Raw genomic sequence first — 25,220 nt, 5'->3', positions numbered from 1 at the left:
CATTACGTAGGGTCGGTTAGGGTCGACGCCGTGCGGATCTACATCAGCGTGGACATGGAAGGCGTGACCGGGCTCGTCGACGCCGAGGACGTCCAGCCGGGCGGCCGGGACTACGAGCGGGGCCGCTCCATGATGGCCGAGGACGTGAACGCGGCCGTGCGCGGCGCACTGACGGCCGGTGCGGCCGATGTCCTCGTCAACGACGCCCACGGCCCGATGCGCAACCTGCTCCCCGAGGCGCTGCACCCGGCGGCCCGCCTGGTACGCGGCAAGCCCAAGCAGATGGGCATGCTGGAGGGGCTGACCGGGGAGTACGACGCCGCGCTGTGCGTCGGCTACCACTCCCGCGCCGGTGCCCTGGGCGTGCTCAGCCACAGCTTCATGGGCCATGAGATCGAGGACATGTGGCTGGACGGCCGCCCGGTCGGTGAGATCGGCCTCGCCCATGCCACGGCGGCGGCGCTGGGCGTGCCCGTCGTGGCCCTCACGGGTGACGACGCGGCGTGCGCGGAGATGACGGCCTGGGACGCGTCGGTCGCCTCCGTCCCCGTGAAGTACGCCCACGACCGGTTCGCGGCCGAGCTGCGCCCGGAGGCGGAGGCGCGCAAGGCCATCGAGGAGACGGTCGCGCGGGCGCTGACCCCGCTCCCGCGCCGCCCCGCGGTGTCCGAGGCCGAGGCCACCCTCACCGTCCGCTGGCAGTCCGCCTCGGTCGCCGCCACGCTCCTCGGCATCCCCGGCGTCACGGCCGACGACAGCCGCACGGTCCGCGCGACCGGCCGACTCCCTTCTCTGTACCGCCAGTTCGGCGTGTGGATGCGGGTGGCGGCCTCGCTCGGCCATCAGGCGCCGTACTGCTAGCGGGTACTGGCGCGGCGCCGGGGTCCCTGACCGCCGAGCGCCGTACCGTCGGGGTCCGCGGTCGGTCCGCCGGCCGCCGAGCGTGCGCCGCCGGTGGCGTGGCCGCTGAGCGCCGCTGTGTCTCTGAGGGCGGGTGCCGAGGGGCCGTCGGTCATTCCGCTGTGGCCCGGGCGGTGCGGCGTGGGCGGGCCACGAGCGAACTCGCGACACCGGGACCCGATCAGCACATCACGGTCGTCCACCACGGCGAGGTCCCGTCGGCCCGAGCCGGACCGCGGGGCCGCCCCGGACGGTCCCGTGCCGGTGAACGTGCCGGGAAGGCCGAGCAGGGCGCCGAGGTCCGTCCGGGCCTCGCGTCCGGAGCGGTCCGTGACCCGTGGGTGTGCGCGGTCCCGCGGGCGTCAGTCGGCGAGCAGGCCGACGTACATCGTCCGGTGCAGCGTCTCGACGTGCTGCCGGGCGACCGCCCCGGCCGCAGCGGCGTCCCGGTCCCGCAGCGCCCGGACGAGTGCGCGGTGCTCGGCGTTGGACCGGCGCAGGGCGTCCATCGGGTAGGGCAGGTAGTACTGGTACAGCTCGCGCAGGACCGCGCCGTACGGTCCGTCGGCGGAGGTGACGCCGGTTGCCGCCGCCACGGCCAGGTGGAACCGCTCGTCGAGGCCGTGGAACTCGGCCCAGCTCGCCGTCCCGTCCATGGTGTCCACGAGCTGCTCGAGTTCCGCCAGGGCCGTCTCGTCGGCGTGTCCCGCGGCCAGGTGGGCGATGCCGCACTCCAGGACCAGCCGGTGGTCGATCAGCCGGCGTACGGCGGCCGCGTCCGAGCGGTAAGCGGTGGTCGCCCCGATGACGCCCTTGGCGGGCTGCTCGGCGACCAGGGTCCCGCCGTTCCGTCCGCGGCGGCGCTCCAGTACACCGTCCTCGCACAGGGAGACCAGGGCGCGCCGGGCGGTGATCTCGCTGACGCCGAGCGCGGCGGCGATCCGGTCGGTGCCGGGCAGGCGCTCGCCGGGGGTGAGCAGGCCGAGGTCCACGGCGAGGGCGATGCGGGCGCGCACGGCCTCCAGTGCGGACAGCCGCCGGATGCCGCTCAGCTCGGGCGCGTCGAGCCCTGCGGTCGGTGGGGCGGCATCGGGAAGGCCAGGCATGGCGCCACCTTAACCAGCGGGACGGCGGCCACCCCCTAAAACTGATCAGGATGAGCACTCTTGTTTAAGTGCTCATCCTGACCTATTTTCGACGCCATGCCCCGTGCACTTCCCCTGGCCCTCGGTCAGCTGGCCCCCCACCCGGCCGGCGACCCGCTGTCCGCCTTCACCGCCGAGGTCGAGCGGATGCTCCGGCAGGCGCCCGGGACCCGGATGGCCGTCTTCCCGGAACTCCACCTGTGCGGGACGGCCGGCCCGCCCGCCGAGAACGCGAGCCGGTTGCGGGAGGCCGCCCAGCCGCTGGACGGCCCCCGCGTCAGGGAGCTGGCGGCACTCGCCGGTGACCTGGGCATCTGGCTGCTGCCCGGCACGGTCTGCGAACAGGGCCCGAACGGCGAGCTGTTCAACACCGCGCTCGCCTTCTCGCCCGAGGGCCGCCTGGTGGCGTCGTACCGCAAGGTCTTCCCGTGGCGCCCCACCGAGCCGTACGACCCCGGTGACCGCTTCGTCGTCTTCGACGTGCCCGGCACCGGCCGGATCGGCTTCGCCGTCTGCTACGACGCCTGGTTCCCGGAGGTCGCCCGGCACCTGGCGTGGCAGGGCGCCGAGGTCATCGTCAACCCGGTGATGACGACGACGCCCGACCGCGAGCAGGAACTGGTCCTGGCCCGCGCCAACGCCATCGCCAACCAGGTCTTCGTCGTCAGCGTGAACACGGCGGGCCCCACCGGCACCGGCCACAGCCTGGTGGTGGACCCCGAGGGCCGTGTGCGCACGGAGGCGGCGTCCGCGGACCCGGCCGTCCTGACCGACGTCCTCGACCTGGACGAGGTCACCCGCGTACGGGCGCACGGCACCGCCGGCGTCACCCGCATGTGGGACCACTTCACCGACACCGACCGCCCCATAGAGCTGCCGCTGTACGGCGGCCGCATCGATCCCCGCCGCTGGCGCCCCGCCCCGTCCCCCGGAGCCCGCTCATGAACACCCCTGCCCCCGCCCTGGCCCGGACCCTGACCCTGAGATCGGTCGTCCTGTTCGGCCTGGCGTACATGACCCCGATGATCGTGCTCGGCACCTTCGGCGTGGTCGCCGACGAGACCGCGGGCGCGGTGCCCACCGCCTACCTCCTCGCCCTCCTCGCCATGCTGTTCACCGCCCACAGCTACGGCCGGATGGCCGCCGCCCACCCCGTGGCCGGCTCCGCCTACACCTACGTCCGGCGGGCCGTCGACTCCCGCGCCGGCTTCCTCGTCGGCTGGGCCACGCTGCTCGACTACGTCTTCCTGCCGATGGTGATCTGGCTGATCGGCGGCGCCTACCTGCACGCCCGGTTCCCCGGCGTTCCGTCCTGGGTGTGGATCACCGCGTTCATCGCCGTGACGACCGCGCTGAACGTGCGGGGCATCAAGACCGCCGAACGCGTCAACGACCTGCTCATGGTCTTCCAGATCCTGGTCATCGGCATCTTCGTGCTGCTGTCCCTGCGGCATGTCGTGGCGGCCGACGGGGCCGCCGCCCTGGCGAGCACCACCCCCTTCACCGGCGGCGCCACGACCGCGGCGGGCATCTCCGCCGGCGCCGCGCTCGCCGCCTACTCCTTCCTCGGCTTCGACGCGGTCACCACGCTCACCGAGGAGACCGTGGAACCCGAGCGGACCATGCCCCGGGCGATCCTGCTGACCGCCCTGATCGGCGGCGCGGTCTTCGTCGCGGTCGCCTACACCACCCAGCTCGCCCACCCCGGCGCCCACTTCGCCGACACCGGATCGGCCGCCTTCGAGATCGCCCGGACCATCGGCGGTGACCTGTTCTCCTCGGTCTTCCTCGCGGGGCTGGTCGTCGCGCAGGCCGCATCCGGCATCGCCGCGCAGGCCAGCGCCTCCCGGCTGATGTACGCGATGGGCCGCGACTCGGTTCTGCCGCCCCGGATCTTCGGCCACATCCACCCGCGGTTCCGCACCCCGGTCCGCAACGTGCTCCTCACGGGCGCGATCGGCCTCATAGCCCTGCGCATGGACGTCGCCACCTCGACGTCCTTCATCAACTTCGGCGCCTTCACGGCCTTCACCTTCGTCAACGTCAGCGTCATCGCCACGTACGTCCGGGAGCGCCGGCGCGGCGCACACCCCGGTGTCCTGCCGTACGTCGTGGCCCCGGCGATCGGCGCCGCGGTCGACCTCTGGCTGCTCGCCCACCTCGACGGCAGGGCCCTGACACTGGGCCTGATCTGGCTCGCGCTCGGCGTCTGCTACCTGGCCTGGCTCACCCGCCTGTTCCGCACGCCGCCGCCGGAGCTGGCCATGACCGAGGACGAGCGGCAGCCGGAGACCGTGTGACCGGCATCAACTCCTCTGGAGGGGAAGAAAACAGGCAACTTCCTGGCTGGGTTTGCTGGGCAGGTCGATTTCGGCCCAGCAGCGCTTGCCGGCCTCGGTCGGTTCGGCGTGGTACCGGTCGGCGAGAGCGGCGACGAGGAACAGGCCCCGGCCGCCCTCGCTGTCCGCGTCGGGCAGAGCCGGCTGGGGCAGCACCGGGCTCGCGTCGCAGACCTCGATCCGCAGAACGGTCCCGTCGAGACAGACCGCGAGTGAGACCGATGTGGTGCCGGAGTACTGGACCGCGTTGGTGACGAGCTCGCTGACCAGCAGCTTGGCCGTGTGCACCACCTCGGTGCCCAGTCCCGCGTCCCAGCCCGCTATCGCGCTCACGGCCTGGTGCCGGGCCGCGGTTGCTGCGGCGGGTGTCGCGGGTAGGGAAAGAGTGAGCTGGCGCACTTCCATGAACGGCCTCCCGGTGTAGGTGCGGCCACACCAAGCAACCAGCCCGTCGCCGTGAGTGGTGAGCCCTGACGCGGGCGCTGCATGACTTATGCAGGAGCCGCATCACCGCCAACTACGCCTGACCTATGCTCGATTGAGCAGGCAAGATCAGCGACGGCGGAAGGAGCCGTGGCAGATGGCCGACGCGCATGGGGAAGCGAGACGGATCGGAGAACGGATCCGTCGGGCGCGGGTGTTACAGCGGCGTTCACAGCATGACGTGGCCGCAGCGCTCGGGTATCACCAGTCCAAGGTGAGCCGCCTGGAGAGCGGTCGTGGCACGGAGGACATTCGTGTACTACGCGCCGTCGCGCAGGAATTGAACATCCCGCCTCACGAGTTGGGCCTCGCCCCAGCTCAGCACGTGTCCGCCACCGATCAAGAAGCTGACGACATGCACCGCCGCACCTTCCTCGCCGCGAGCATCGCAGCGCTCGCGGCCCAGGCCGGCTCTACGGCCTCGCACACCGCCCTCGTCCAGGCACTCCTGCCCGGCCCCGGCCCTACGGGCACCGGTGGTCCACAGGACACGACTGTCCTGTATGAACGCGTCGGATCAGCACTGAGGCTTTTCCACACCTGCCACTACACAGAGCTGGAGCGCACCCTCCCGGGCCTGATCGCCGACCTGCGACTGGCGGCCGGTGATGCGACGGACAGAGATACAGTGTCCCGGCTCCTGGCCACGGCGTACCAGACGGCGACGAGCCTGCTGCTCAAGCAGCACGACCAGGGCAACGCATGGCTCGCCGTCGGCCGGGCGATGGCAGAAGCCGAACGCTCAGGCGACCCGGTCGTCCTCGCCTCCAGCGTCCGTGTCCAGGCCCACGTCCTGGTCCGCGAGAAGCACGCCACTGAGGCCGTCACCCTGGTCCGGCACACCGCGGACCAGCTCACCGGATCCTACGACCGGCGTTCATCGAAGTACCTCGCCGCCGTCGGACTGCTGCTCCTGCGCGGTGTGACCGCGGCCAGCAGTCGCGGTGACCGCGCGGCCACGAAGGAATTCCTCACCGAGGCGAAAGAAGTCTCGCGTTACGTCACTCTCGACCGGCCCGACGCCTGGGCCACCTTCAGCCCGACCAATGTCGCCCTGCACGAGCTGAGCGCACTGGTGGCTTTTGGGGACGCTGGCCTCGCCCTCCAGGCGGCCCGGCCCCTCATGCGCCGGCACATCCCGGTTCCGGAACGCCGGGTCGCACTATGGGTCGAGGCGGCCCGCGCCTACAGCCAGCAGGGCCGCCTCGCCGACGGCTACCAAGCCCTGAGGATCGCCGAGACCTGCGCCGCCCAGGACATCCGCCGCCCCGACGTCCGCAACCTGGTCGCCGACATGGCCGCCCGCGACCGCCGACGTACCCTGCCGGAACTGCACCGCTTCAGCCGCCAACTGGGAGTCCCCGCGTGACCGAACCGACCGCCACGGACAAGAAGCCCTTCCTGTACGTCGTCGTCTGCGCGGCTGGCGTTGCCCGAGACGTCGGCAAGCTGATCACCGCTGCGCAGGAGGCGAACTGGGACGTCGGTGTCATCGCCACGCCGCAGGGCCTCGGCTTCATCGACGCCCAGGCGGTCGAGGCACAGACCGGCTACCCGATCCGATCCGCCTGGCGCTCGCCGGGGGACCCTCGCCCACTGCCCCCCGCAGACGCCATTGCGGTCGCCCCGGCCACCTTCAACACGATCAATAAGTGGGCCACCGGGATATCCGACACCCTTGCCCTGGGCATCCTGTGCGAGGCATACGGCATGGGCATCCCAACCGTGGCACTGCCCTACCTGAACTCAGCCCAGGCCGCTCACCCGGCCTACGAGCAGAACCTGGAGCGGTTGCGGGAGATGGGCGTCATGATCGGCTCGTGCGAACCGCACAAGCCGAGGGTCGGCGGCGGGGCGGACCGGTTCCGCTGGGAGGAAGCTTTGGACCTGCTGGAGCCCAGGCCCGCTGGCTGACTCCGAGGTGGCGGGCCGGTCAGGAGCCGGGCAGTAGCGCCAGGACCGTGGACTGGACAAGCTGGGCGGCGGCGACGAGGTTGGGGAAACCGCCGCAGCGTTCGACGAGGTTCTGGATCATGTAGCGCAGGGTGCCGGGATCGCGTTCGGGTTCATCGAGGCGCGGGGTGATCATGTCCAGGTCGCGCAGGGCGGCGTCCACTTCGGGGTACTGGCCGCGCAGTCTTTCCAGGCGCCGCCGGAGGTCCTCGATGCTTTCGCGGGCTTTGTCGACGGCTTCGTTGGTGATGTTGTTGGTCTGGGTGGCGTTCTGGGAGAACGGCGCGGCTTGGGCCGGCCCTGTCATGTGACCGGTGTTGATGATGCCGAAGTTGGGACCGCTCGGGACCGGGTCGGACTGGCGTCGGATGGCCATGGGGACTCCTGGCGGGCTTGTGGGTCAGTTCGTCATGGAGGGGTTCACGGAGAACGGCGTGGCCTGTACGGGGCCGGACATGGTGCCGCCGTTCATGACGCCGAAGTTGTAGATCGCGGTGGCCTGTTGCTGGTAGGCGGCGATATCGACGTTGTGGTCGCGCAGGAAGATCTCGGTGGAGTCGAAGACGCGGCGCTGCATCATCTGCACGTAGTAGCGGGCGTCGTCGTTCGTGTGCATGTCCTCGATCCAGCGGACGCTGTAGACCTCGCGAAGGCTGACCGGTCCGCTGCCGAGATCGAGTTCGGGGCGCCTGCGCGGCTTGCGGCGTACGAGCCGGTCGAGTCCGGCGTAGACATCAGCGAGAGCGTTGAACGCTGTGCGGCCTAGCCACCTGATGCTGCGCAGGTCGGCCGGCTTGAGGCCGGCCACCTTCGGGTTGAGTGGCCCCATGATGTGCGGGCGGACGGTGACGCGCAGGAAGCCGCCCTCATAAGCGAAGTGGACGAGTATGGCCGCGATGAGGTCGCCGTTCCAGGCGGTGACCCTGGCCCAGATGTAACGGCGGGCGATCTCCTCGGCGGGCTTGTCGCCAAAGCTGTCCACGGCGAGGGTCTGCAGGCTGCGCCATGTGTCGTCGTCGATCTGGTCCCACCGTTTGTAGTGGATGCCGGCGATCCCGATCACCTCCATGCGCGGAACGGGGTGATCACGGTGATGAGCGGGCGCCGGGTCGTCCAGGCGGCGCGCGACATAGGCATGCAACTGGGCGACGGTGAAGTGCTTCAGCGGCTTGCGGGCCACCGGCTTGTTGTGCTTGGCCAGCGCCTCCAGGACGGCCTTGGCCACCTCGGCCATGTCCGGTTGGCTTGGGCTTTGCGCCGGTGAGCCGATTCCTGGTGGCAGCGCGGTGGTGTCGTTTTCCTCGTCCTGGCCTTCGGGGGCGGGCTCGACGTCGATGCCGATGACCGCCTCGTGCCATGCCTGAAGACCTGCCCCGAGGAACCGGTGTCGGTCACCGCCCGGACGACGCTCGTAGAGGTACGGCAGGGCGTGAGCCTGCACGGCCGGCGCGGGCGCGTGCAGTTCTCCGGCAAGTAGGGCGTTGAACCGCACCTGCGCCAGGCAGCGCTCGACCAGATAGACGGCCCACACGCCCGCCAACAGGACCAGTGCCGCCCAGCTCGCAGTCAGAGCGCCGGCGATCGTCGGCCAGACGACGAGCATGGTCACCGCAGCGATGCCTATTCGGCGTCTTCGCATGTGGCGGATGGCACGATCACTGGCGTGGACGACGGGTTCCTGATGGAACCCGTAGACCGGCGCCGGCCGCGCCGACTTCTTGATGCGGCGCCGGACCCAGACCGCGTAGTCCTCGCCCAGCACGACCGACGGAGGCTTCGGCTCGGGGGCGTCGGAGGGCTTCTCTTTCTCCGTCACAGGAAACACCCACCGCAGGCGTTTCCGCACGGCTGCCTTCAGCCTTATCCACAGGTCCGCCAGTTCGGCGCGCAGCACGGCCAGCCAGTCCGTGCGGGCGAAGGCGGCTGCACTCAATCGGCGGGTGACGCCCTCGGTGTATGCCCCGTGCCGGACTACTTCACCGGCAACGTCAGCAGTCCCCAGCGGTACTGCAGGTGCCGAAAAGACCGATTGGTGCTCCGTGAACGCCAACTCCCCACCCCCGTGTCCACCAGGCCAGCCGCGAAGACACCCCGGCAGGCACAGAGGGGCATCGTCCACGCGCGCGGCGAGTGTGGCCATACCGCAAACCCGTACAAGCCGCGCACAGAGGGGACCAGGTCGAACATTGACCGAAAGGCGCCTCTCGTCCGAAGTCGATCAGCGTGTGGTTCGGATACTCGGAGGCTTGGAGGTGGAGCAAACAGGTGGCGGCTCGATGAGGTCTGGTCAGCGCTGCCGAATCCGGGGTTCCTGCAAGGGTGGACCCAGCAGCGTGGCGAGCACTGGCTGCCTGCGCCCGCGGACCGGGGGCGTGGCGTTCGCCGAGGCGGCGGGCGCGCCAGGTCAGCGCCGGGCGGGACTGCGGGCGTCGTCCAGCGTGCGCTGGCTCAGGGCCCGGTTGAGGATCGCGGTCGCGTTGTGCCCGGTTGCTTCCGCCTCGGCGAGCACTGTGGCCAGGGCATCCCAGACGGAGTCGGCCAGGATGCGCTCTGCGTGCTCGGGGGCGGCCTGCTGAAGGTGGTGGGCGTACCGGCGCTTGGTCTGCGGGCGGGGCGCCCTGCCGGCGAGGCCGATCAGGACCGGTCCGGAGATCTGCGCGTACGCGTGGGCACATCGGCGCCCTCACCCGAATCCATGTGTTCTCAATGTGCCCCGGCCGCCTGACGGCCCCCTCCGGCACCAGCAGGAGCGAGACCCGGAAGCCCCGCCCAAATCCCACAAACCCCAGCTCAGGGCCACACCAGGCAATAAGGCTGGTGTCCCGCCTCATGCAGCCGGTGCGAGAAGTCCTGCCACTCGTGCAGCAGCTGGTAGACGTTGAACGCGTCCCGCGGGCCACCTCGGTCGGGGACCGTCGACCAGATGAAGGCGGCCGCGCCGACCGCCTCCTCGCCGATGCCGCGCAGGGGGTCGACGACCGTCGTGGGGAGTTTGACGACCGCGTAGTCGGGGTGCAGGACGACCAGTTCGAGGGGCGGCACCTTGTGCAGGGGCACGCCCTGGATGCCGGTCAGCACCATCGCGGCCATCGTCTCCGGCTTGATCTTGGTGAACATGCCGTTCATGCCCAGCTCGTCGCCGCCGAGTTCCTCGGGGCGCATCGAGATGGGGACGCGGGCCGCGGTCGCGCCGTCCGGCGCGCCGAAGTATTTGTACGTCACCCCCACCCGACCACCATTCCTGCTCCCCGCCCGGAGGCGGTCGACCCGGTGGTCGAGCCGGCGGTCGATCGGTCGGTCCAGCTGCTGCTCGATCTGCCGGTCGTACCGCTCGGGCTCACTCGGTACACCCTGTGCCTGACGTGCGTCAGTCTGACGTGTTTCGGCGGTCTCCTCCGCGTCGCGCCGGTGCCTTCCCCGCCGGGCACGTCGAGGACCCAGGTCATCAGTCCCCTCGCCCAGTCCGCCACCGCGATGCATATCTCCACCCGACTGCTTTTCTAGGACGCGTGGCCCCCGCCGCGCAACCCGATCATCGTGTCAGTGACCTCCCCCACGGCCGCCCGCCGAAACGTGCGGTGAAACAACAGTCCGCGGGGGAAAACTTCCCGGCCTCTGATCATTACGTGCGTATGAGCTGTGTGTATCAGGTCTCAGTCTCGCAGATGGTGGACCGCACCGCTTTGATCTTGAGGTCGTCCGCGGTCCGGACCGGGCGCGGCCTACCCTGAGGGGGTCACCATGCAACCGGAGTCCGAGAAGGCGGAGAAGTCGCACGTCATGAGTGCCCAGAGCGAAACGCCCTATCCGTACGAAGCGCCCGCGTCCCAGGCGCTCTTCGACCGTGCCTCCGCCGTCACGCCCGGCGGTGTGAACTCGCCGGTGCGCGCCTTCCGCGCCGTCGGCGGCACCCCGCGGTTCATGGTGTCCGGGAAGGGGGCCTACCTCACCGACGCCGACGGGCGCGAGTACGTCGATCTCGTGTGCTCCTGGGGCCCCATGATCCTCGGGCACTCCCACCCCGAGGTCATCGCCGCCGTCCAGGAGGCCGTCGCCTGCGGTACGTCCTTCGGCACGCCCGGTGAGGGCGAGGTCGCGCTCGCCGAGGAGATCGTCGCCCGGGTGGCGCCCGTCGAGCAGGTCCGGCTCGTCAGCAGCGGGACCGAGGCCACCATGTCGGCCATCCGGCTCGCCCGCGGGTTCACCCGGCGCGCCAAGGTGATCAAGTTCGCCGGGTGCTACCACGGGCACGTGGACTCGCTGCTCGCGGCGGCCGGCAGCGGTGTCGCGACCTTCGCGCTGCCCGACACCCCGGGCGTCACCGGTGCCCAGGCGGGCGACACGATCGTCCTGCCGTACAACGACCTGGAGGCCGTGCAGGAGGCCTTCCACCGGCACCCGGGCGAGATCGCGTGCGTGATCACGGAGGCCTCGCCCGGCAACATGGGCGTAGTGCCGCCGGACCCCGGGTTCAACCAAGGGCTCAGGGACGCCTGTCACAAGAACGGCGCCCTCTACATCTCCGACGAGGTGATGACCGGGTTCCGCACCAGCAGGAGCGGCTGGTACGGCGTCGACGGGGTCACCCCCGACCTCATGACCTTCGGGAAGGTCATGGGCGGCGGCTTCCCCGCCGCCGCCTTCGGCGGGCGGGCCGACGTCATGGCCCACCTCGCGCCCGCCGGGCCCGTCTACCAGGCCGGCACCCTCTCCGGGAACCCGGTCGCCACGGCCGCCGGGCTCGCCCAGCTGCGGCTCCTCGACGACGCGGCCTACGAGAAGGTGGACGCCGTCTCGGCGCAGATCCAGTCCCTCGTCACCGAGGCGCTGACCAAGGAGGGCGTCGCGCACCGGCTGCAGACCGCCTCCAACATGTTCTCCGTGTTCTTCACCGACCGGCAGGTGCGGAACTACGAGGACGCCAAGCGGCAGGAGTCGTTCCGCTTCACCGCGTTCTTCCACTCGCTGCTGTCGAACGGCGTCTACCTGCCGCCGTCGTCCTTCGAGTCCTGGTTCGTGTCCACGGCCCATGACGAGCGGGCCATCCAGAAGATCGCCGACGCCCTTCCGGCGGCGGCCCGGGCGGCTGCGGAGGCCACCGCGTGAGCAACGGGAACAGCAGCAGCGGCAAGGACATCACCGTCGTCCACCTCATGCGGCACGGCGAGGTCGAGAACCCGGACGGCATCCTCTACGGGCGGCTGCCCGGCTACCACCTGTCCGAGCTGGGTCGGCAGATGGCCGACCGGGTCGCCGAGCACCTCGCCTCGCGGGACGTCACCTATGTCGTCGCCTCCCCGCTGGAGCGGGCGCAGGAGACCGCCACCCCGATCGCCAAGGCGCACGGCCTCGACCTGGACACCGACGAGCGGCTCATCGAGGCCGGCAACGTCTTCCAGGGCAAGACGTTCGGCGTCGGGGACGGCGCCCTGCGCAATCCGGACAACTGGAAGCACCTCGTCAACCCGTTCCGGCCGTCCTGGGGAGAGCCGTACATCGACCAGGTCGTGCGGATGATGGGCGCGCTGAACGCGGCCAAGGACCAGGCGCGCGGGCACGAGGCGGTCCTGGTCAGCCATCAGCTGCCGATCTGGATCGTGCGGTCGTACGTCGAGCGGCGGCGGCTGTGGCACGATCCGCGCAAGCGGCAGTGCACGCTGGCCTCCCTGACGACGTTCACCTACCAGGGCGACAAGATCGTCTCGGTGGGCTACAGCGAGCCCGCCATCGATCTCGTCCCCGTCCACCTGCGGGCCGGCGCCAAGCCACAGAAGGGCAAGGGAACGGTCCAGGGGAAGGCCTTCGGGGCCTGACGGACGAGGGGCCTGGCAAGCGAGGGGCCCGGCACACTGGGGGCCCGGCAAACAGAAGGCCCGACAAACCGGGCGCCTGGCAGACCGGGCGCCTGACGAACCGAGCGTCTGACACGCCTGGATCAGCCGTTTGTGACGGCCCGTTTGCCGTCTCTTAGCGCACTTCTGCGGCGCTCGTGATGAAAAGCACATAATTCAACGGAACCTCCCCGATCGTCGCGCCCTCTGACTGGGTGACCACCAGCAGGCGCGACGAATCGGGGATCTCCATGCCCACCATCTCCCGGACCTTCTCCCGGCGGGCAACGCTCGGCCTCGGCGCGGGCGCGGCGGCCGCCGCCGGTCTCGCCGGCTGCGGGAGTCTCAAGTCCTCGGACGGCGCCGGTCACCAGGGCGGTTCCGGCAAGGGGAGCGCCGAGCCGCGGAGCAGGAGCAGCGCGCATCCGGTCCGGCCCATCGGTGACGGCTCGACCTCCTTCACCGGCAGGCAGCCGCACCAGCCGGCCAAGCCCGAGCCGCTGGAGCCGGGGCAGACCCCGCCGCAGTTCGTGATCTTCTCCTGGGACGGCGCCGGCGAGGTCGGCAACGGGCTCTTCCCGCGCTTCCTGGACCTCGCCAAGGAGCACGGCGCGAGCATGACCTTCTTCCTCTCGGGTCTGTATCTGCTGCCCGAGTCGAAGAAGCGGCTGTACGAGCCCCCGAACAACCCGCGCGGCGCCTCCGACATCGGCTACCTCACCGACGAGCACATCAAGGCCACGCTCACCAATGTGCGCCGGGCCTGGCTCGAGGGGCACGAGATCGGCACCCACTTCAACGGGCACTTCTGCGCCGGTCACGGCACGGTCGCCAACTGGACCCCGCAGCAGTGGCAGAGCGAGATCCGGCAGGCCAAGGCGTTCGTGACGGAGTGGCGGACGAACACCGGGTGGACCGATCTGCCGTCGCTGCCCTTCGACTACGACAAGGAGCTGGTGGGCGGTCGTACGCCCTGTCTGCTCGGTCAGGACAACCTGCTGCCCACCGCCCGGAAGCTGGGCTGGCGCTACGACGCCTCCTCGCCGGGCGGCCGTCAGGTGTGGCCGGACAAGAAGCTGGGGATCTGGGACCTGCCGTTGCAGCAGATACCTTTCCCCGGACGTCCCTTCGAGGTCCTGTCGATGGACTACAACATGCTCGCCAACCAGTCCCTGAACTCCACCAAGGCGCCCGCCTACAACTACCCCGGCTGGCGCAAGCAGTCCGCGCAGGCGTACATCCAGGGATTCCAGCGGGCATACGAGACAAACCGGGCACCATTCTTCGTCGGCAACCACTTCGAGCAGTGGAACGGCGGCATCTACATGGACTCCGTCGAGGAGGCCTTCACGCACATCGCGCGGGAGAAGGAGAAGGGTGCGGACGTGCGGCTGGTCTCCTTCCGGCAGTTCGTGGACTGGATGGACGTGCAGAAGCCCGAGGTGCTCGCCAAGCTGCGGACGCTGGAGGTCGGGCAGCGGCCCGTCGGCGGCTGGAAGGAGTTCCTGCGGGACACCGAGGCGGCCTCCTCGGACGCCGCCTGAGGCATCCGGGGCGTGCTGACCGAAATGTCCCGTGTAAATACGCCCTGAAATGCGGTTTTCCGCCCCGCAGGGGGGCGCGCGAGATCCCCGGAACAGGCATGCGAAACTTTTCACATGAGTACCCGTAGCCGCGCCGTCCTGCTCAGCGCCGTGGCCGCCGTCTCGGCCCTGACCCTGTCCGCGTGCGGTAAGGGCGGCACGTCCGGCGGCGGTGGCGACACCCACTTCGTCACCGGCAACAACGGCATCGACACCGCGCCCCAGGACAAGCGCGCCACGGCACCCGACCTGTCCGGCAAGACGATCGACGGCAAGACCCTGGACGTCGCCGACTACAAGGGCCAGGTCGTCGTCGTCAACGTCTGGGGCTCCTGGTGCGGACCGTGCCGGGAGGAGGCGAAGTACTTCGCGAAGGTGTCGAAGGACTACGCGGGCAAGGGCGTGCAGTTCGTCGGCATCAACACCCGGGACACCAGCACCACCCCCGCGGTCGCCTTCGAGAAGGAGAACGGGATCGGCTACCCGAGCCTGTACGACCCCACGGGCAAGCTGATGCTCCGCTTCAAGAAGGGCACCCTCAACCCGCAGCTGATCCCCTCCACGCTCGTCATCGACAAGCAGGGGAAGGTCGCGGCGCGGGCGCTGCAGCCGCTCGACGACACGAACCTGCTGAAGATGGTCAAGCCGGTCCTGGCGGAGAAGTGACGTGAGCGCCACCTTGACGCTGGCCGCGACCGGCCAGAACCAGACCGTGCTCCACGGGGCCCTGCTGGTCTCCGCACCGGTGGCGTTGCTCGGCGGCCTGATCTCCTTCTTCTCGCCCTGTGTCCTCCCGCTGGTCCCCGGTTACCTCTCCTACGTCACCGGGGTCGCCGGCACCGACCTGGCCGAGGCCCGCCGCGGCCGGATGGTCGCCGGTGCCTCCCTGTTCGTCATCGGCTTCAGCGCCGTCTTCGTCTCCGGCGGGGCGCTGTTCGGCTACTTCGGCTCGACCCTGCAGGACTACAAGGACCCGCTGAGCAAGGCGCTCGGCGTCCTCATGATCCTCATGGGCGTGTTCTTCATGGGGCTGATGCCCTGGTTCACCCAGCGCGAGTTCCGCTTCCACAAGCGGCCGGCCACCGGTCTGGTGGGCGCGCCCGTACTCGGCGCCCTCTTCGGCATCGGATGGACGCCCTGCCTCGGCCCGACCCTCTCCTCGGTGAACGCACTCTCCTGGAACGAGGCGAGTGCCGGGCGCGGCGCCCTGCTGACGGTGATCTACTGCCTCGGCCTCGGGGTGCCCTTCGTCCTCACCGCGGTCGCCTTCCGCAAGGCCCTCGGCGCCTTCGCCTGGGTCAAGCGCCACTATGTCTGGGTGATGCGCATCGGCGGCACGATGATGATCGTGACCGGTGTGCTGCTGCTGACCGGTGCCTGGAACAGCCTCGTACAGCAGATGCAGACCTGGTCCAACGGCTTCACTGTGGGGATCTGACGCGATGAGCACGACTTCCAAGACCGAGCCCGGCAGCTCCCCGGACGCCGCCGAGGGCCGCGAGCAGGAGGAGCTGGGGGCGGCGGGCTCCCAGCTGTCGACGGCCCCGCGGGAGGAGCTGTCGAGTCTGCCCGGCCTCGGCGTCATCGGCTGGGCCCGCTGGTTCTGGCGGCAGCTGACCTCCATGCGGGTCGCGCTGCTGCTGCTCCTGCTGCTCTCGCTCGGCGCGATCCCCGGCTCGCTGATCCCGCAGAGCGGCGCCGACGCGAGCAAGGTCGAGGACTTCCGCGCCGCCCACAGGACGCTGGCGCCGGTGTACGACAAGCTCGGCCTGTTCCACGTCTACAGCTCGGTGTGGTTCTCCGCGATCTACATCCTGCTGTTCGTCTCCCTCATCGGCTGCATCATCCCGCGCACCTGGCAGTTCGTCGGCCAGCTCCGCGGCCGTCCGCCGGGCGCGCCCAAGCGGCTGAACCGGCTGCCCGCGTACACGACGTGGCGTACCGAGGCCGACCCGGAGCAGGTCCGCGAGGCCGCGCTCGCCCTGCTGAAGCGGCGCCGCTTCCGCGCCCATGTCGCCGGTGACGCCGTCGCCGCCGAGAAGGGGTACCTGCGCGAGGTGGGCAACCTGGTCTTCCACATCGCGCTGATCGTGCTGCTGATCGCCTTCGCCTCGGGTCAGCTGTACAAGTCGGACGGCACCAAGCTGATGGTGGAGGGCGACGGCTTCTCCAACGCGCTGCCGATGTACGACGACTTCAAGTCCGGCAGCCTGTTCCACAACGACGACCTCGTGCCGTTCAGCTTCGACCTGAAGGACTTCACGGGCACCTACGAGCTGACCGGCCCCAACCGCGGCACCCCGCGCACCTACCAGGCGAGGATCACCTACAGCAAGGGCGCCTACGGCAAGGAACGGACGACCACCGTCAAGGTCAACCAGCCGCTGGAGATCGACGACTCCAAGGTCTACCTCGTCAGCCACGGCTACGCCCCTGTCATGACCGTCCGCGACGGCAAGGGCAAGGTCGTCTACCACGACGCCGTACCGCTGCTGCCGCTCGACGGCAACGTCACCTCCCAGGGCGTCGTCAAGGTCATGGACGGCTACCGCAACGCCAAGGGCGTGAAGGAGCAGCTGGGTGTCAAGGCCTTCTTCCTGCCGACCTACGGCGGGGCCGGCATGGAGATCGCCTCGGCGTTCCCCGCGCTGCTCAACCCGGTGCTGAACCTGGAGCCGTACCACGGCGACCTCGGTGTCGACTCGGGCATCCCGCAGAGCGTGTACCAGCTCGACAAGACCCACATGAAGGACTACAAGGACGCCAAGGGCGCGCAGCTGAGGGTGAACCTGAAGCCCGGCGAGACCATGAAGCTGCCGAACGGCGCCGGGTCCATCACCTTCGAGAAGGACATCAAGGAGTGGGCCGGCTTCGAGATCGTCCAGGAGCCGGGCAGCGGCTGGGCGCTCGGCGGTGCCCTCGCCGCGATCTTCGGTCTGGCCGGCTCCCTGTTCATCCAGCGCCGCCGGGTGTGGGTGCGGGCGGTGCGCGGCACCGACGGCGTCACGGTCGTCGAGATGGCCGGGCTCGGCCGCAGCGAGTCCGCGAAGGTGCCCGAGGAACTGGGCGCCCTCGCCGGAACCCTCTACGACCAGGCGCCGGGGGCGGCCGACCCCGGTGACGACCCGGACGCCGACTCCTCCCAAGACTCCACCGACGCCTCCGCCGAATCCCCAGTCGTACCTGCCGAAGGGGCTGAGAAGTGACTCTCGCCGCCGCAACCGATCTCGCCGTAGCGACCAACGAACACCTGGCGAGCATCAGCAACACGCTGATCTACTCGTCGATGGCCGTGTACACCCTCGCCTTCTTCGCGTACATCGCCGAGTGGCTCTTCGGCAGCCGCAGCAAGGTCGGCCGGACGGCCGCCGCGCTCACCGCCGACAGCGCGCGGAAGGCGAGCGGGCCCGCCGTCACCGTCAAGCAGGCCGGCGGGACCGCCGTACTGGAACGGCCCAAGGTCGTCGTGCGCTCCGCGTCCGGTGCCCGGGACGTGCCGGACGGGCCCGGCGCGCACGGCGGGGACGCGCAGGGCGACCTCTACGGGCGTATCGCCATCTCCCTCACCGTGCTCGCCTTCCTCGTGGAGCTGGGCGGGGTCGTCTCCCGCGCGGCCTCCGTGCAGCGGGCGCCGTGGGGCAACATGTACGAGTTCAACATCACCTTCTCCACGGTCGCCGTAGGCGTGTACCTCGCGCTGCTGGCACTGAAGAAGAACGTGCGCTGGCTCGGGCTGTTCCTGATCACCTCGGTCCTCCTCGACCTCGGTCTCGCCGTCACCGTCTTGTACACCGCGAGCGACCAGTTGGTTCCCGCGCTGCACTCGTACTGGCTGTACATCCACGTGTCCACCGCGATCTTCTGCGGCGCGGTGTTCTACGTCGGCGCGGTCGCCACGATCCTGTACCTGTTCAAGGACTCGTACGAGAACAAGCTGGAGACCGGCGGCAAGCCCGGCTCCTTCGCCTCCTCGGTGCTGGAGCGGCTGCCCGCCTCCGCCTCGCTCGACAAGTTCGCCTACCGGGTCAACGCGGCCGTCTTCCCGCTGTGGACGTTCACGATCATCGCGGGCGCGATCTGGGCGGGCGACGCCTGGGGCCGCTACTGGAACTGGGACCCGAAGGAGACCTGGTCCTTCATCACCTGGATCGCCTACGCCTGCTACCTGCACGCCCGCGCCACGGCCGGCTGGAAGGGCCGCAAGGCCGCCTACCTGGCGCTGCTCGCCTTCGGGTGCTGGCTGTTCAACTACTACGGAGTCAACATCTTCGTCAGCGGCAAGCACTCCTACGCGGGCGTGTAATCGCCCGGTCGGTGACACTGGTGTCATGAGCGGTTCCATCGAACAAGGCACCAGCCAGACGCACGGGAACACGCACATACTCCACTTCCTGGTGCGGATCCCGCGGCGCATGGAGGACGTCTGGTCGGCGGTGGCCACCCCCGAGGGACTCGGGGGCTGGTTCACCGCCGTCGACGTTCTGGAGCCCCGGCTCGACGGCGAGATCGTCCTGCGTGACCTGGGTGCCGGGCGGATCACCGCGTGGGACGTGGACCGGGTCGCCGAGTACACGGTCGGGGACGGCGGCCGGATCCGGTTCCATCTGGAGCGGGAAGGGGACCGGGGGAGCGTGCTGCGCTTCACCCACGAGTTCCAGGGCGAGGGCGAGTCCGAGTCCGCCTGGCGCGCCCGATTCGAACATCTGATCGCCGATATGGAGCCCTCGCGGAACCCTCCCGGCCCGGAGCCCACGCAGCCCCTCCCCGGCCAGTTCACCTAGGGCCCGTCTGACAGGCCCTAGGACGGCGGCAGGCACTCCTTCCCCGGCGGCTTCCCCTCCGGCCAGGCGATCCGGACGAAGCTCGAGCCGCCCTGCGGGGTCAGCTCCACGATCGGCACGGCCTTGTCGTACGGGTTGCCGTGCACGTCCAAGCAGATCCAGCCGCTCGCCCCGTCCACCCGCAGCGAGCCCTTGACCTGCGGCCACTGCAGACCCACGTCCGCGAGCGACGGGACGCTCCCGCCACCCGGCACCGCCTCGCGGATGCCGTGCACCGCCAGCCGCAGGGTGTCGTAGCCGATGATCAGCTGCCCGTCGTCCAGCGCGACGGAACCGATCGGGCCCATCGGCCCCCGCCCGGCGGCCGTCACCAGCTTCTGCAGCGCGGTGAAGTCCGCCGCCGAGCCGCCCGTGCGCACCGGGTTCTTCGTCCAGGCGTCCGGGTGGGCCAGGGAGGTGTAGCGCACGGAGAGGTTGTGCCGCAGCGCAGCACGGTCCAGGTCCTTCTCGTGGGTCAGGTAGGAGGCCTCGTCGCCGGTCAGCACCGTGAACGTCCGGTCCTGGCAGCCGCGCCCGCCGAGCGCGTTGATGAACTGCCGCAGCTGGGTGTGCCGGCCCGCGAACAGGATCGTGTCCGTCTCCCGGGAGGTGTCGCACACCAGGTGCGTGATCTGCCGGAAGGTGTTCGCCGTCGTGCCCTCCGCACTGCGGTCGGCGGGCGGGGTGAACGGCTGCGGCTCGTACGGCGAGCCCTTGATCAGCGCCGCGAACGACTCCTGCAGCGTCCGCGTGTACGGGTCACCGGGCTTGTCGTACACCAGCAGCGCCTTGCCCGCGCTCACCTTGGCGAACGAGGCCAGCGCGCGGGCCTCGTCGGTGTTGGTCGGCGAGACGCGGGCGAGACCGGGGTAGGGGTCCTTGCCGCGCTGCCCGTTGGCGAGGTCGTCGGCGGTGATCGAGGAGCCGATCACCGGGACGTGGCGCCGGGTCAGCTCCTTGACGGCCTTCTTGTTGGCGTCGGTGCTCTGCCCCACGCCGGCGACCGCGCGCAGCCGGTCCGCGCTCGTCGTCATCCGGGTCAGCTGGTCGACCGTCTGCCGCCAGTGGCCGCCCGTCGCCCCCGGGTTGGCCAGCACCAGCCGGATCTGCGGGGCCTCCCCGTTGGAGTCGTGGTTGGCCTGGTACTGCGCCAGGTAGGCGCCCTGGAGCTGGTGCTGGATGTCGTTCAGGCTGGTCGGGGAGGTGGAGGTGTACGGCAGCATCAGCGCCACCGTCACCGAGCCGCCGGGCTCCAGCCGGTCGTTCTCCCGCCCGATCGCCCGTACGACCTCCCGCAGCTGGGCCTGCCCGAAGTCGTACGGGCCCGTCGCCACGCCGACGCACTCCTCGCTGCCCTCCGGCCGGCTCACCCCGGGCGCGCACGACCGGTCCTCGTCGGTGAGGGTGCGTACCGCGAACACCAGGCCGGTCACCAGGGCCGCCGCCACCAGCAGGGCGAGATAGCGGCGCAGCGGGATCTCCCACACGCCCTCGCGCACCCACGTCCCCACACCCCTGCGCGCCATCATTCCTCCCCGCTCCGGTCGTCCGGGCCGTCGTCCGTGCCGTCGGGGTCGTCGGGACCGTCCATCGGGCGCCCGGCGAGCGCCGCCGCCGGCCAGTCCCGGGAGGCCCGCCACAGCAGCGCGTTGCCCGCCGGCCGCAGGTTGGACAGCTGCTCCAGCTCGAAGCGGAGCCGGTCGCACACCTGCGGGTCGGGCAGCACCAGCGGATCCGTCAGCTGCCACACCGCGTGCAGCAACCGCCGTATCCGCAGGTGCAGTACGGCGTCCGCGCCCTCCGGCACGGGGTGCTCCGCGTCCGTGCGGCCCAGTGCCACCGCGGCCCGCCGGTCGCCGCGACCGCCGAAGTCGCGGCCCTCGGCGTCGTGCGCGTGGAAGTAGGGCGCGGACGCGATGAACCGCAGGGTGCGCAGCCAGGCACCGGGGGCCGCCGTCGGGAAGGTGTCGCGCAGATGGGCGACGGCCGACTCCGTGAGGCCCAGCGCGAGTTCGTGGTGCAGCCGGTAACGGGCGTGCTCGGCTGCGGTGTAGTGGACGATCAGCGTCTCGTGCGCGGTACGCCACGACGCGTGGTCGGCGTCGCGCAGGTGCAGCCGGAGCAGCAGCAGGGTGCGTACGAACGGGTCGCCGACGAACCGGCCCGGCACGGCGGGCAGTCCCTCCTCGGCGAGCAGCGTCTGCAGGGCCCGTACGCTCGCCGGTCCGAAGGTGTCCGGGAGCAGCTCCGCGGCCAGCGCGCAGGCCGAGCCGTGGTCGTGGGCGGCGGCCAGCACGGTCAGCTCCTCCAGGTGCTCGGCCGGCACCAGCCGGTCCAGCAGCGCCTCGTAGACGGGCCGGCCGGACCGGCCGGGCCGGTCCTCGGCGGGCCGTACCTCCGCGGTGAGCAGCTCACCCAGCGCGGACGCGCCGGGCAGATGCTGCGCGGCCGCCTCGGCGAGCAGCACGATGCCCAGCGGGTTCCCGCCGGTCAACCGGTGCGCGGCATGCGGCAGCTCGGGCGGCACGGGGGCGTCCTCGCAGGCCGCGCCGACGATGTGCAGCGTGTCGTCCGGGCTCAGCGGCGGCAGGGCGAGCAGCAGTGCCCGCGACGAGGGCGTCGCGTCCGGCGTCCAGTCGCTGCGCCGGGCCACCTCCGGCAGCTCCCGCCGGACCGCGCTGCGCAGCTCCTCGCGGCCCTCGCCCCGCCGGGCCGCGACGAACGCCACCTGGTCGGCGATGCCCTCGGCCCGGTCGCGCAGCACGGCCGCCACGAGCCCCGGGCCCGGTGCCGACTGCGCGTTGTCGAGCAGCACCAGCGGCCGGCCCAGCCGCTGCATCCGCGGCAGCACGCCCGCGTACGCCTCCGTGAGATCGGCCAGCAGCGCCCGCACCAGATACCGCTCGGCGTGCTCCCGCGAGGTGCCGCCCGCCCGGAAGTGCCCGGACAGCAGGATCAGCCCGCGCTGCGCGTTGCCGCCCGCGTTCGGATACGTCCGGTACCAGACGGACGCCTTCTGGTGCCGGCGGCTGGCGAAGCCCTCCGCGACGGACTCCAGCGTCGCCTCGATGGCGCCCGACACCAGCGGCCCGGTGCCGGTGGCCGCGGCGACCACCTTCGCCGCCACCTTCCCGGCCCAGCGCCCGGCCAGCCCGGTGATCCACGAGCCGCTCTCGTTCAGCAGCAGGATCCGTTCGACCTCCCGGCGGATCCGCTCGGAGTCGGCGTCGCCCCAGCCGCCCGCGGCCACCGCGACCAGGCCCGACATCAGCCGTGGGAAGGTGATCCGCCCGGCGCCCGTCACCGGCTCCGCGAGCTGCTCGGCGAGCACCAGCAGCGCCTGCGCGAGCGGCGACCAGGAATCGGCGGGCCGGTCCGCAGGCGGACCCGCGAACTGCTCCTCCGCGCAGTCGACCAGCGCGACCGGCGTGTGCCCCTGGTAGGAGTCCCGCAGCTCGGCGAGGACCGCGCTCTTGCCGAGCCCGCGCGCCCCGGTCAGCACCACGAACGGCGGCTCGTCCGGGTGCTCCAGCGGATGACCGCGATGGTGATGCGGGCGCATGCCCACCAGCCGCGGCGCGAGACCGGGCGGATCGGCATCGAAGAGCGCCCCACGCCCGTGCAACCGTCTGTGCACCGCATCGCCCCCCTCAACAGCAGTGTAAGAAGGGGGAGTTGCTCCAGGCCAGAGCCAGTGGTGTCCGTTGTGTTACGAAACCGCCGGGAGGCTGCCGTGCGCCACCGAGGCGATGTGGTCCCGCAGCCGTTCGACGTACAGCCGCAGGTTCTTCCCCGCCACGTCCGTGTCCGGGTACCGGCTCGCCAGCCACAGCCCCTCGTGCAGCCGGTTCACCCACACGCACACCTGGTCCCCGTACGACACCCGGAGCAGCCCGTGCGCCTTCTGCTCGGCCCACCGCTCGGCGCCGGGGATGGTCCGGGCGTCGACGTAGGAGACGATCGAGTACAGGTCGGGCGAGGTCGGCCGGAAGTCCGAGCCGAGCAGGCTCAGCACCCGGGCCAGCGGCATCCGGGACAACGGCCGGTTCGCCTGCAGTTCGGCGCGCACCGCCCGCAGGGCGTCCGGGAAGCCCGGGGCACGGCCCACCGGCACCTCGATCGGCGCGCCGCCCACGTACCAGCCCACCGAGTCGCTCCACCGCGACCGCACCCGGGTGTGGAACGGCACCACCGTCCGGTACACCGACTGCCCGCCCAGTTCCTGGACGATCAGCGCGGTCGCCGCCAGCAGACCGACCTGGCTGCCGCCGTAGGGCCTGCAGTACGCCTCGAACGCCGCCGCCCCGTCCGCGTCCACCAGCGGCTCGCACAGCATCTGCTGCCGGGGCAGCGGACCGCCCGGCTCCAGGCCGAGGTCGACCGGGAAGCCCGGCAGCGTCCCGTCGCAGCGGCGGATGAACTCGCGCCAGCGGCCCACGATCGCGTGCCGGCCGTCGATGCCGTCCGCGTCCGCCCGTTCGATCTCGCAGAAGTCGACGTAACTGGCGGCCGGGGCAGGGGAATCCGGTTCGGTTCCGGCGCGGGCCGCCGCGTACAGCTCGTGGATCTCGGCGGGGATCCGGTGCAGGGAGTAGGCGTCGACGTTGCTGTGGTCGAAGGCCATGTACACGCTCGCGCCGTCGTCCCGTACGACCGCCGTGTAGATGAGGTTCGGCCAGCGCAGCGCGTCCGCGACGGTGTCGAAGCGGTCCTGGAGGTGCCGGACGAGGTCGTCCGCGTCGGGGAAGTCGCCGGCCTCCTCCCGGCGCAGGGAGACGTCGGCGGCGTCGAGCGTGAACCGGCGCAGTTCCTCGCCCGCCCAGCGGAAGCCGCTGCGCAGCGTCTCGTGCCGCACGGTCCAGGCGCGCAGCGCCTCCTGCAGCGCATCCAGGTCGGCCGGGCCCGGGAGGTCGAAGGCGGTGCCGAGCCAGGTCGGCACGAACAGGCCGTCCTCCCGGACGGACCTCGCCGTCCGGATGTGCGACTCCTGGATGTAGGCCGGAGGCCGGGAGTCCTCCGGCAGACCCGTCGCCACCGCGACGGTCGCCGGGCTCAGCGTCCATTCGACGAGCCGTCCCGGCCGGACCTCGCAGCGCTGGATGTCAGTGATTCGCACGCGTCTCCCATCGCAGAAGGGGGGCCTTGGATGCGGGCCCCCCTTCAAGGCAATGCCGTGGGACGTGGCCGGGACATGCCCGGCCGGTTCATTTCAACGGAACGGGTGGCACGCCGAACGCGGAAGTGAACAACCGACCTTGACCGGCCGGGGCCCAGCCGACCCGAAGGCCGACGGTACGGGCGAGTCCGGACCGGGCTCGGGCTCGGGCTCGGGGCTCGACAAGGGGTTCACGCACCGATGTCCTCGTTCCACAGCTCCGGGTTGTCCTCGATGAAGGCGCGCATCATCGCCACGCACCCTGGGTCGTCCACGAGCACGACCTCCACTCCGTGCCCGGCCAGCCAGTCGTGGCCGCCGTGGAAGGTGCCGGCCTCGCCGATCACCACCCGGGAGATGCCGAACTGGCGTACCAGGCCGCTGCAGTACCAGCACGGGGAGAGGGTGGTGACCATGGTCGTGCCACGGTACGTGCGCTGCCGGCCCGCCGCGCGGAAGGCCGCCGTCTCCGCGTGCGTCGAGGGGTCGTCGTCCTGGACGCGTCGGTTGCGGCCGCGGCCCAGGAGGGCACCGTCCGGGCCGTAGAGGGCGGCGCCGACGGGGATGCCGCCCTCGGCGAGTCCGGTGCGGGCCTCCTCGACGGCGGTGGCGAGCCAGGCGCGGGCCTGCTGTTCGTCCATGTGCTCACTGTGCGCTGCCGGACACATCGGGGCAACGCGCGAGCGCACCACGCGGTCGCCCGCCGCCCGCGATCACCTGGCTGCCGGTCCCGGCCCGCCCGCTGTCACTCCTCTCGCCGTCCCGCCTGCGCCGGGGAGCCCGGCGTCGAGACGGTCCGCCTCCAGACGGTCCGCTTCCAGGCGGTCCGCGTCGAGGTGATCGGCGTGGTGGTGGTTCGGCGTCGAGGTGGTCGGCCAGGGCGCCGGCGCCCCTGAGCATCGCCCGGGTGCGGGCCGTCAGGGTCCGCTCGCGGGTGTCGAGCGCCGCCCGCAGAGCCGCCCGGCTGTCCTCCCGGCGCGCTCGGCGCACGACGCCCACCCATCGGCGGCA

General features: G+C 71.0%; 22 protein-coding genes and 1 pseudogene. 13 read left to right on the top strand and 10 right to left on the bottom strand.

What is annotated here, in order from left to right; genetic code table 11:
• Positions 1-30: 30 nt before the first annotated feature.
• Positions 31-861, top strand: coding sequence for a M55 family metallopeptidase (locus tag ACGFRF_RS24255; RefSeq protein WP_393743149.1), 831 nt, complete (start codon positions 31-33; stop codon positions 859-861).
• Between the two features lie 401 nt (positions 862-1,262).
• Here the strand turns inward: ACGFRF_RS24255 and ACGFRF_RS24250 are convergent, their stop codons facing one another.
• Complete coding sequence (locus ACGFRF_RS24250; RefSeq protein WP_393743147.1) at positions 1,263-2,006, bottom strand: FadR/GntR family transcriptional regulator; 744 nt, start codon at positions 2,004-2,006, stop codon at positions 1,263-1,265.
• 96 nt (positions 2,007-2,102) lie between these two features.
• On the opposite strand from ACGFRF_RS24250, the gene ACGFRF_RS24245 reads away from it, so the two are divergent.
• Positions 2,103-2,990 (top strand): carbon-nitrogen hydrolase family protein, encoded by an 888-nt coding sequence (locus tag ACGFRF_RS24245; protein WP_393743145.1) that lies wholly within the window; start codon positions 2,103-2,105, stop codon positions 2,988-2,990.
• A complete protein-coding gene (locus ACGFRF_RS24240; RefSeq protein WP_393743143.1) occupies positions 2,987-4,345 on the top strand; it encodes an APC family permease in 1,359 nt (452 codons plus the stop codon). Before ACGFRF_RS24245 ends, ACGFRF_RS24240 begins: the two co-directional genes overlap by 4 nt.
• Positions 4,346-4,351: 6 nt before the next feature.
• Here ACGFRF_RS24240 and ACGFRF_RS24235 read toward each other — a convergent pair whose 3' ends face one another.
• The gene (locus ACGFRF_RS24235; RefSeq protein ID WP_393743141.1) at positions 4,352-4,789 is read right to left on the bottom strand and encodes an ATP-binding protein; all 438 of its coding nucleotides are present in this window, start codon (positions 4,787-4,789) and stop codon (positions 4,352-4,354) included.
• A gap of 175 nt (positions 4,790-4,964) precedes the next feature.
• Here ACGFRF_RS24235 and ACGFRF_RS24230 point away from each other — a divergent pair, with 175 nt between their 5' ends.
• Positions 4,965-6,236: a helix-turn-helix domain-containing protein gene (locus ACGFRF_RS24230; protein ID WP_393743139.1), complete on the top strand. Its 1,272-nt coding sequence runs from the start codon at positions 4,965-4,967 to the stop codon at positions 6,234-6,236.
• Entirely contained in the window at positions 6,233-6,781 is a 549-nt protein-coding gene (locus ACGFRF_RS24225) for a flavoprotein (protein ID WP_393743137.1), read from the top strand. Before ACGFRF_RS24230 ends, ACGFRF_RS24225 begins: the two co-directional genes overlap by 4 nt.
• 19 nt (positions 6,782-6,800) lie before the next feature.
• Here ACGFRF_RS24225 and ACGFRF_RS24220 read toward each other — a convergent pair whose 3' ends face one another.
• The 4 genes and pseudogenes from ACGFRF_RS24220 to ACGFRF_RS24205 all read right to left on the bottom strand — a co-directional run bounded on the left by ACGFRF_RS24220 (position 6,801) and on the right by ACGFRF_RS24205 (position 10,048).
• Positions 6,801-7,196 (bottom strand): hypothetical protein, encoded by a 396-nt coding sequence (locus ACGFRF_RS24220; RefSeq protein WP_393743135.1) that lies wholly within the window; start codon positions 7,194-7,196, stop codon positions 6,801-6,803.
• Between the two features lie 24 nt (positions 7,197-7,220).
• A complete protein-coding gene (locus ACGFRF_RS24215; RefSeq protein ID WP_393743133.1) occupies positions 7,221-8,870 on the bottom strand; it encodes a hypothetical protein in 1,650 nt (549 codons plus the stop codon).
• Between the two features lie 232 nt (positions 8,871-9,102).
• A pseudogene (locus tag ACGFRF_RS24210) lies at positions 9,103-9,485 on the bottom strand (mobilization protein); the annotation flags it as partial.
• A gap of 125 nt (positions 9,486-9,610) precedes the next feature.
• Entirely contained in the window at positions 9,611-10,048 is a 438-nt protein-coding gene (locus ACGFRF_RS24205) for a hypothetical protein (RefSeq protein ID WP_020941521.1), read from the bottom strand.
• A 552-nt stretch (positions 10,049-10,600) separates the two neighbouring features.
• Between ACGFRF_RS24205 and hemL the strand changes: the two genes are divergently transcribed.
• From hemL to ACGFRF_RS24165, 8 genes are all read left to right on the top strand, one after another.
• Positions 10,601-11,926, top strand: coding sequence for a glutamate-1-semialdehyde 2,1-aminomutase (hemL, locus tag ACGFRF_RS24200; RefSeq protein WP_393743260.1), 1,326 nt, complete (start codon positions 10,601-10,603; stop codon positions 11,924-11,926).
• 47 nt (positions 11,927-11,973) lie between these two features.
• A complete protein-coding gene (locus tag ACGFRF_RS24195) occupies positions 11,974-12,633 on the top strand; it encodes a histidine phosphatase family protein (protein WP_393743258.1) in 660 nt (219 codons plus the stop codon).
• A 269-nt stretch (positions 12,634-12,902) separates the two neighbouring features.
• Positions 12,903-14,195 (top strand): hypothetical protein, encoded by a 1,293-nt coding sequence (locus ACGFRF_RS24190; RefSeq protein ID WP_393743131.1) that lies wholly within the window; start codon positions 12,903-12,905, stop codon positions 14,193-14,195.
• A gap of 114 nt (positions 14,196-14,309) precedes the next feature.
• Positions 14,310-14,900 (top strand): TlpA family protein disulfide reductase, encoded by a 591-nt coding sequence (locus ACGFRF_RS24185; protein WP_393743129.1) that lies wholly within the window; start codon positions 14,310-14,312, stop codon positions 14,898-14,900.
• A 1-nt stretch (position 14,901) separates the two neighbouring features.
• Complete coding sequence (locus ACGFRF_RS24180; RefSeq protein WP_393743127.1) at positions 14,902-15,672, top strand: cytochrome c biogenesis CcdA family protein; 771 nt, start codon at positions 14,902-14,904, stop codon at positions 15,670-15,672.
• Positions 15,673-15,676: 4 nt separating this feature from the next.
• Positions 15,677-17,440 (top strand): cytochrome c biogenesis protein ResB, encoded by a 1,764-nt coding sequence (locus ACGFRF_RS24175; protein WP_393743125.1) that lies wholly within the window; start codon positions 15,677-15,679, stop codon positions 17,438-17,440.
• Positions 17,437-18,537: a c-type cytochrome biogenesis protein CcsB gene (ccsB, locus tag ACGFRF_RS24170; protein ID WP_393743123.1), complete on the top strand. Its 1,101-nt coding sequence runs from the start codon at positions 17,437-17,439 to the stop codon at positions 18,535-18,537. The genes ACGFRF_RS24175 and ccsB overlap by 4 nt, the downstream gene beginning before the upstream one ends.
• 25 nt (positions 18,538-18,562) lie before the next feature.
• Entirely contained in the window at positions 18,563-19,015 is a 453-nt protein-coding gene (locus ACGFRF_RS24165) for a hypothetical protein (protein ID WP_393743121.1), read from the top strand.
• Positions 19,016-19,032: 17 nt separating this feature from the next.
• Here the strand turns inward: ACGFRF_RS24165 and ACGFRF_RS24160 are convergent, their stop codons facing one another.
• From ACGFRF_RS24160 to ACGFRF_RS24145, 4 genes are all read right to left on the bottom strand, one after another.
• The gene (locus ACGFRF_RS24160) at positions 19,033-20,580 is read right to left on the bottom strand and encodes an ABC transporter substrate-binding protein (RefSeq protein WP_393743119.1); all 1,548 of its coding nucleotides are present in this window, start codon (positions 20,578-20,580) and stop codon (positions 19,033-19,035) included.
• Positions 20,580-22,616: a hypothetical protein gene (locus ACGFRF_RS24155; RefSeq protein WP_393743117.1), complete on the bottom strand. Its 2,037-nt coding sequence runs from the start codon at positions 22,614-22,616 to the stop codon at positions 20,580-20,582. The genes ACGFRF_RS24160 and ACGFRF_RS24155 overlap by 1 nt, the downstream gene beginning before the upstream one ends.
• A gap of 147 nt (positions 22,617-22,763) precedes the next feature.
• Positions 22,764-24,170 (bottom strand): condensation domain-containing protein, encoded by a 1,407-nt coding sequence (locus ACGFRF_RS24150; protein ID WP_393743115.1) that lies wholly within the window; start codon positions 24,168-24,170, stop codon positions 22,764-22,766.
• Between the two features lie 230 nt (positions 24,171-24,400).
• Positions 24,401-24,850: a nucleoside deaminase gene (locus ACGFRF_RS24145; RefSeq protein WP_393743113.1), complete on the bottom strand. Its 450-nt coding sequence runs from the start codon at positions 24,848-24,850 to the stop codon at positions 24,401-24,403.
• Positions 24,851-25,220: the final 370 nt, after the last annotated feature.

The sequence above is a fragment of the Streptomyces sp. NPDC048521 genome, from assembly GCF_043199855.1.
Taxonomy (GTDB): domain Bacteria; phylum Actinomycetota; class Actinomycetes; order Streptomycetales; family Streptomycetaceae; genus Streptomyces.
This window is presented reverse-complemented; position numbering and strand designations above follow the sequence as displayed.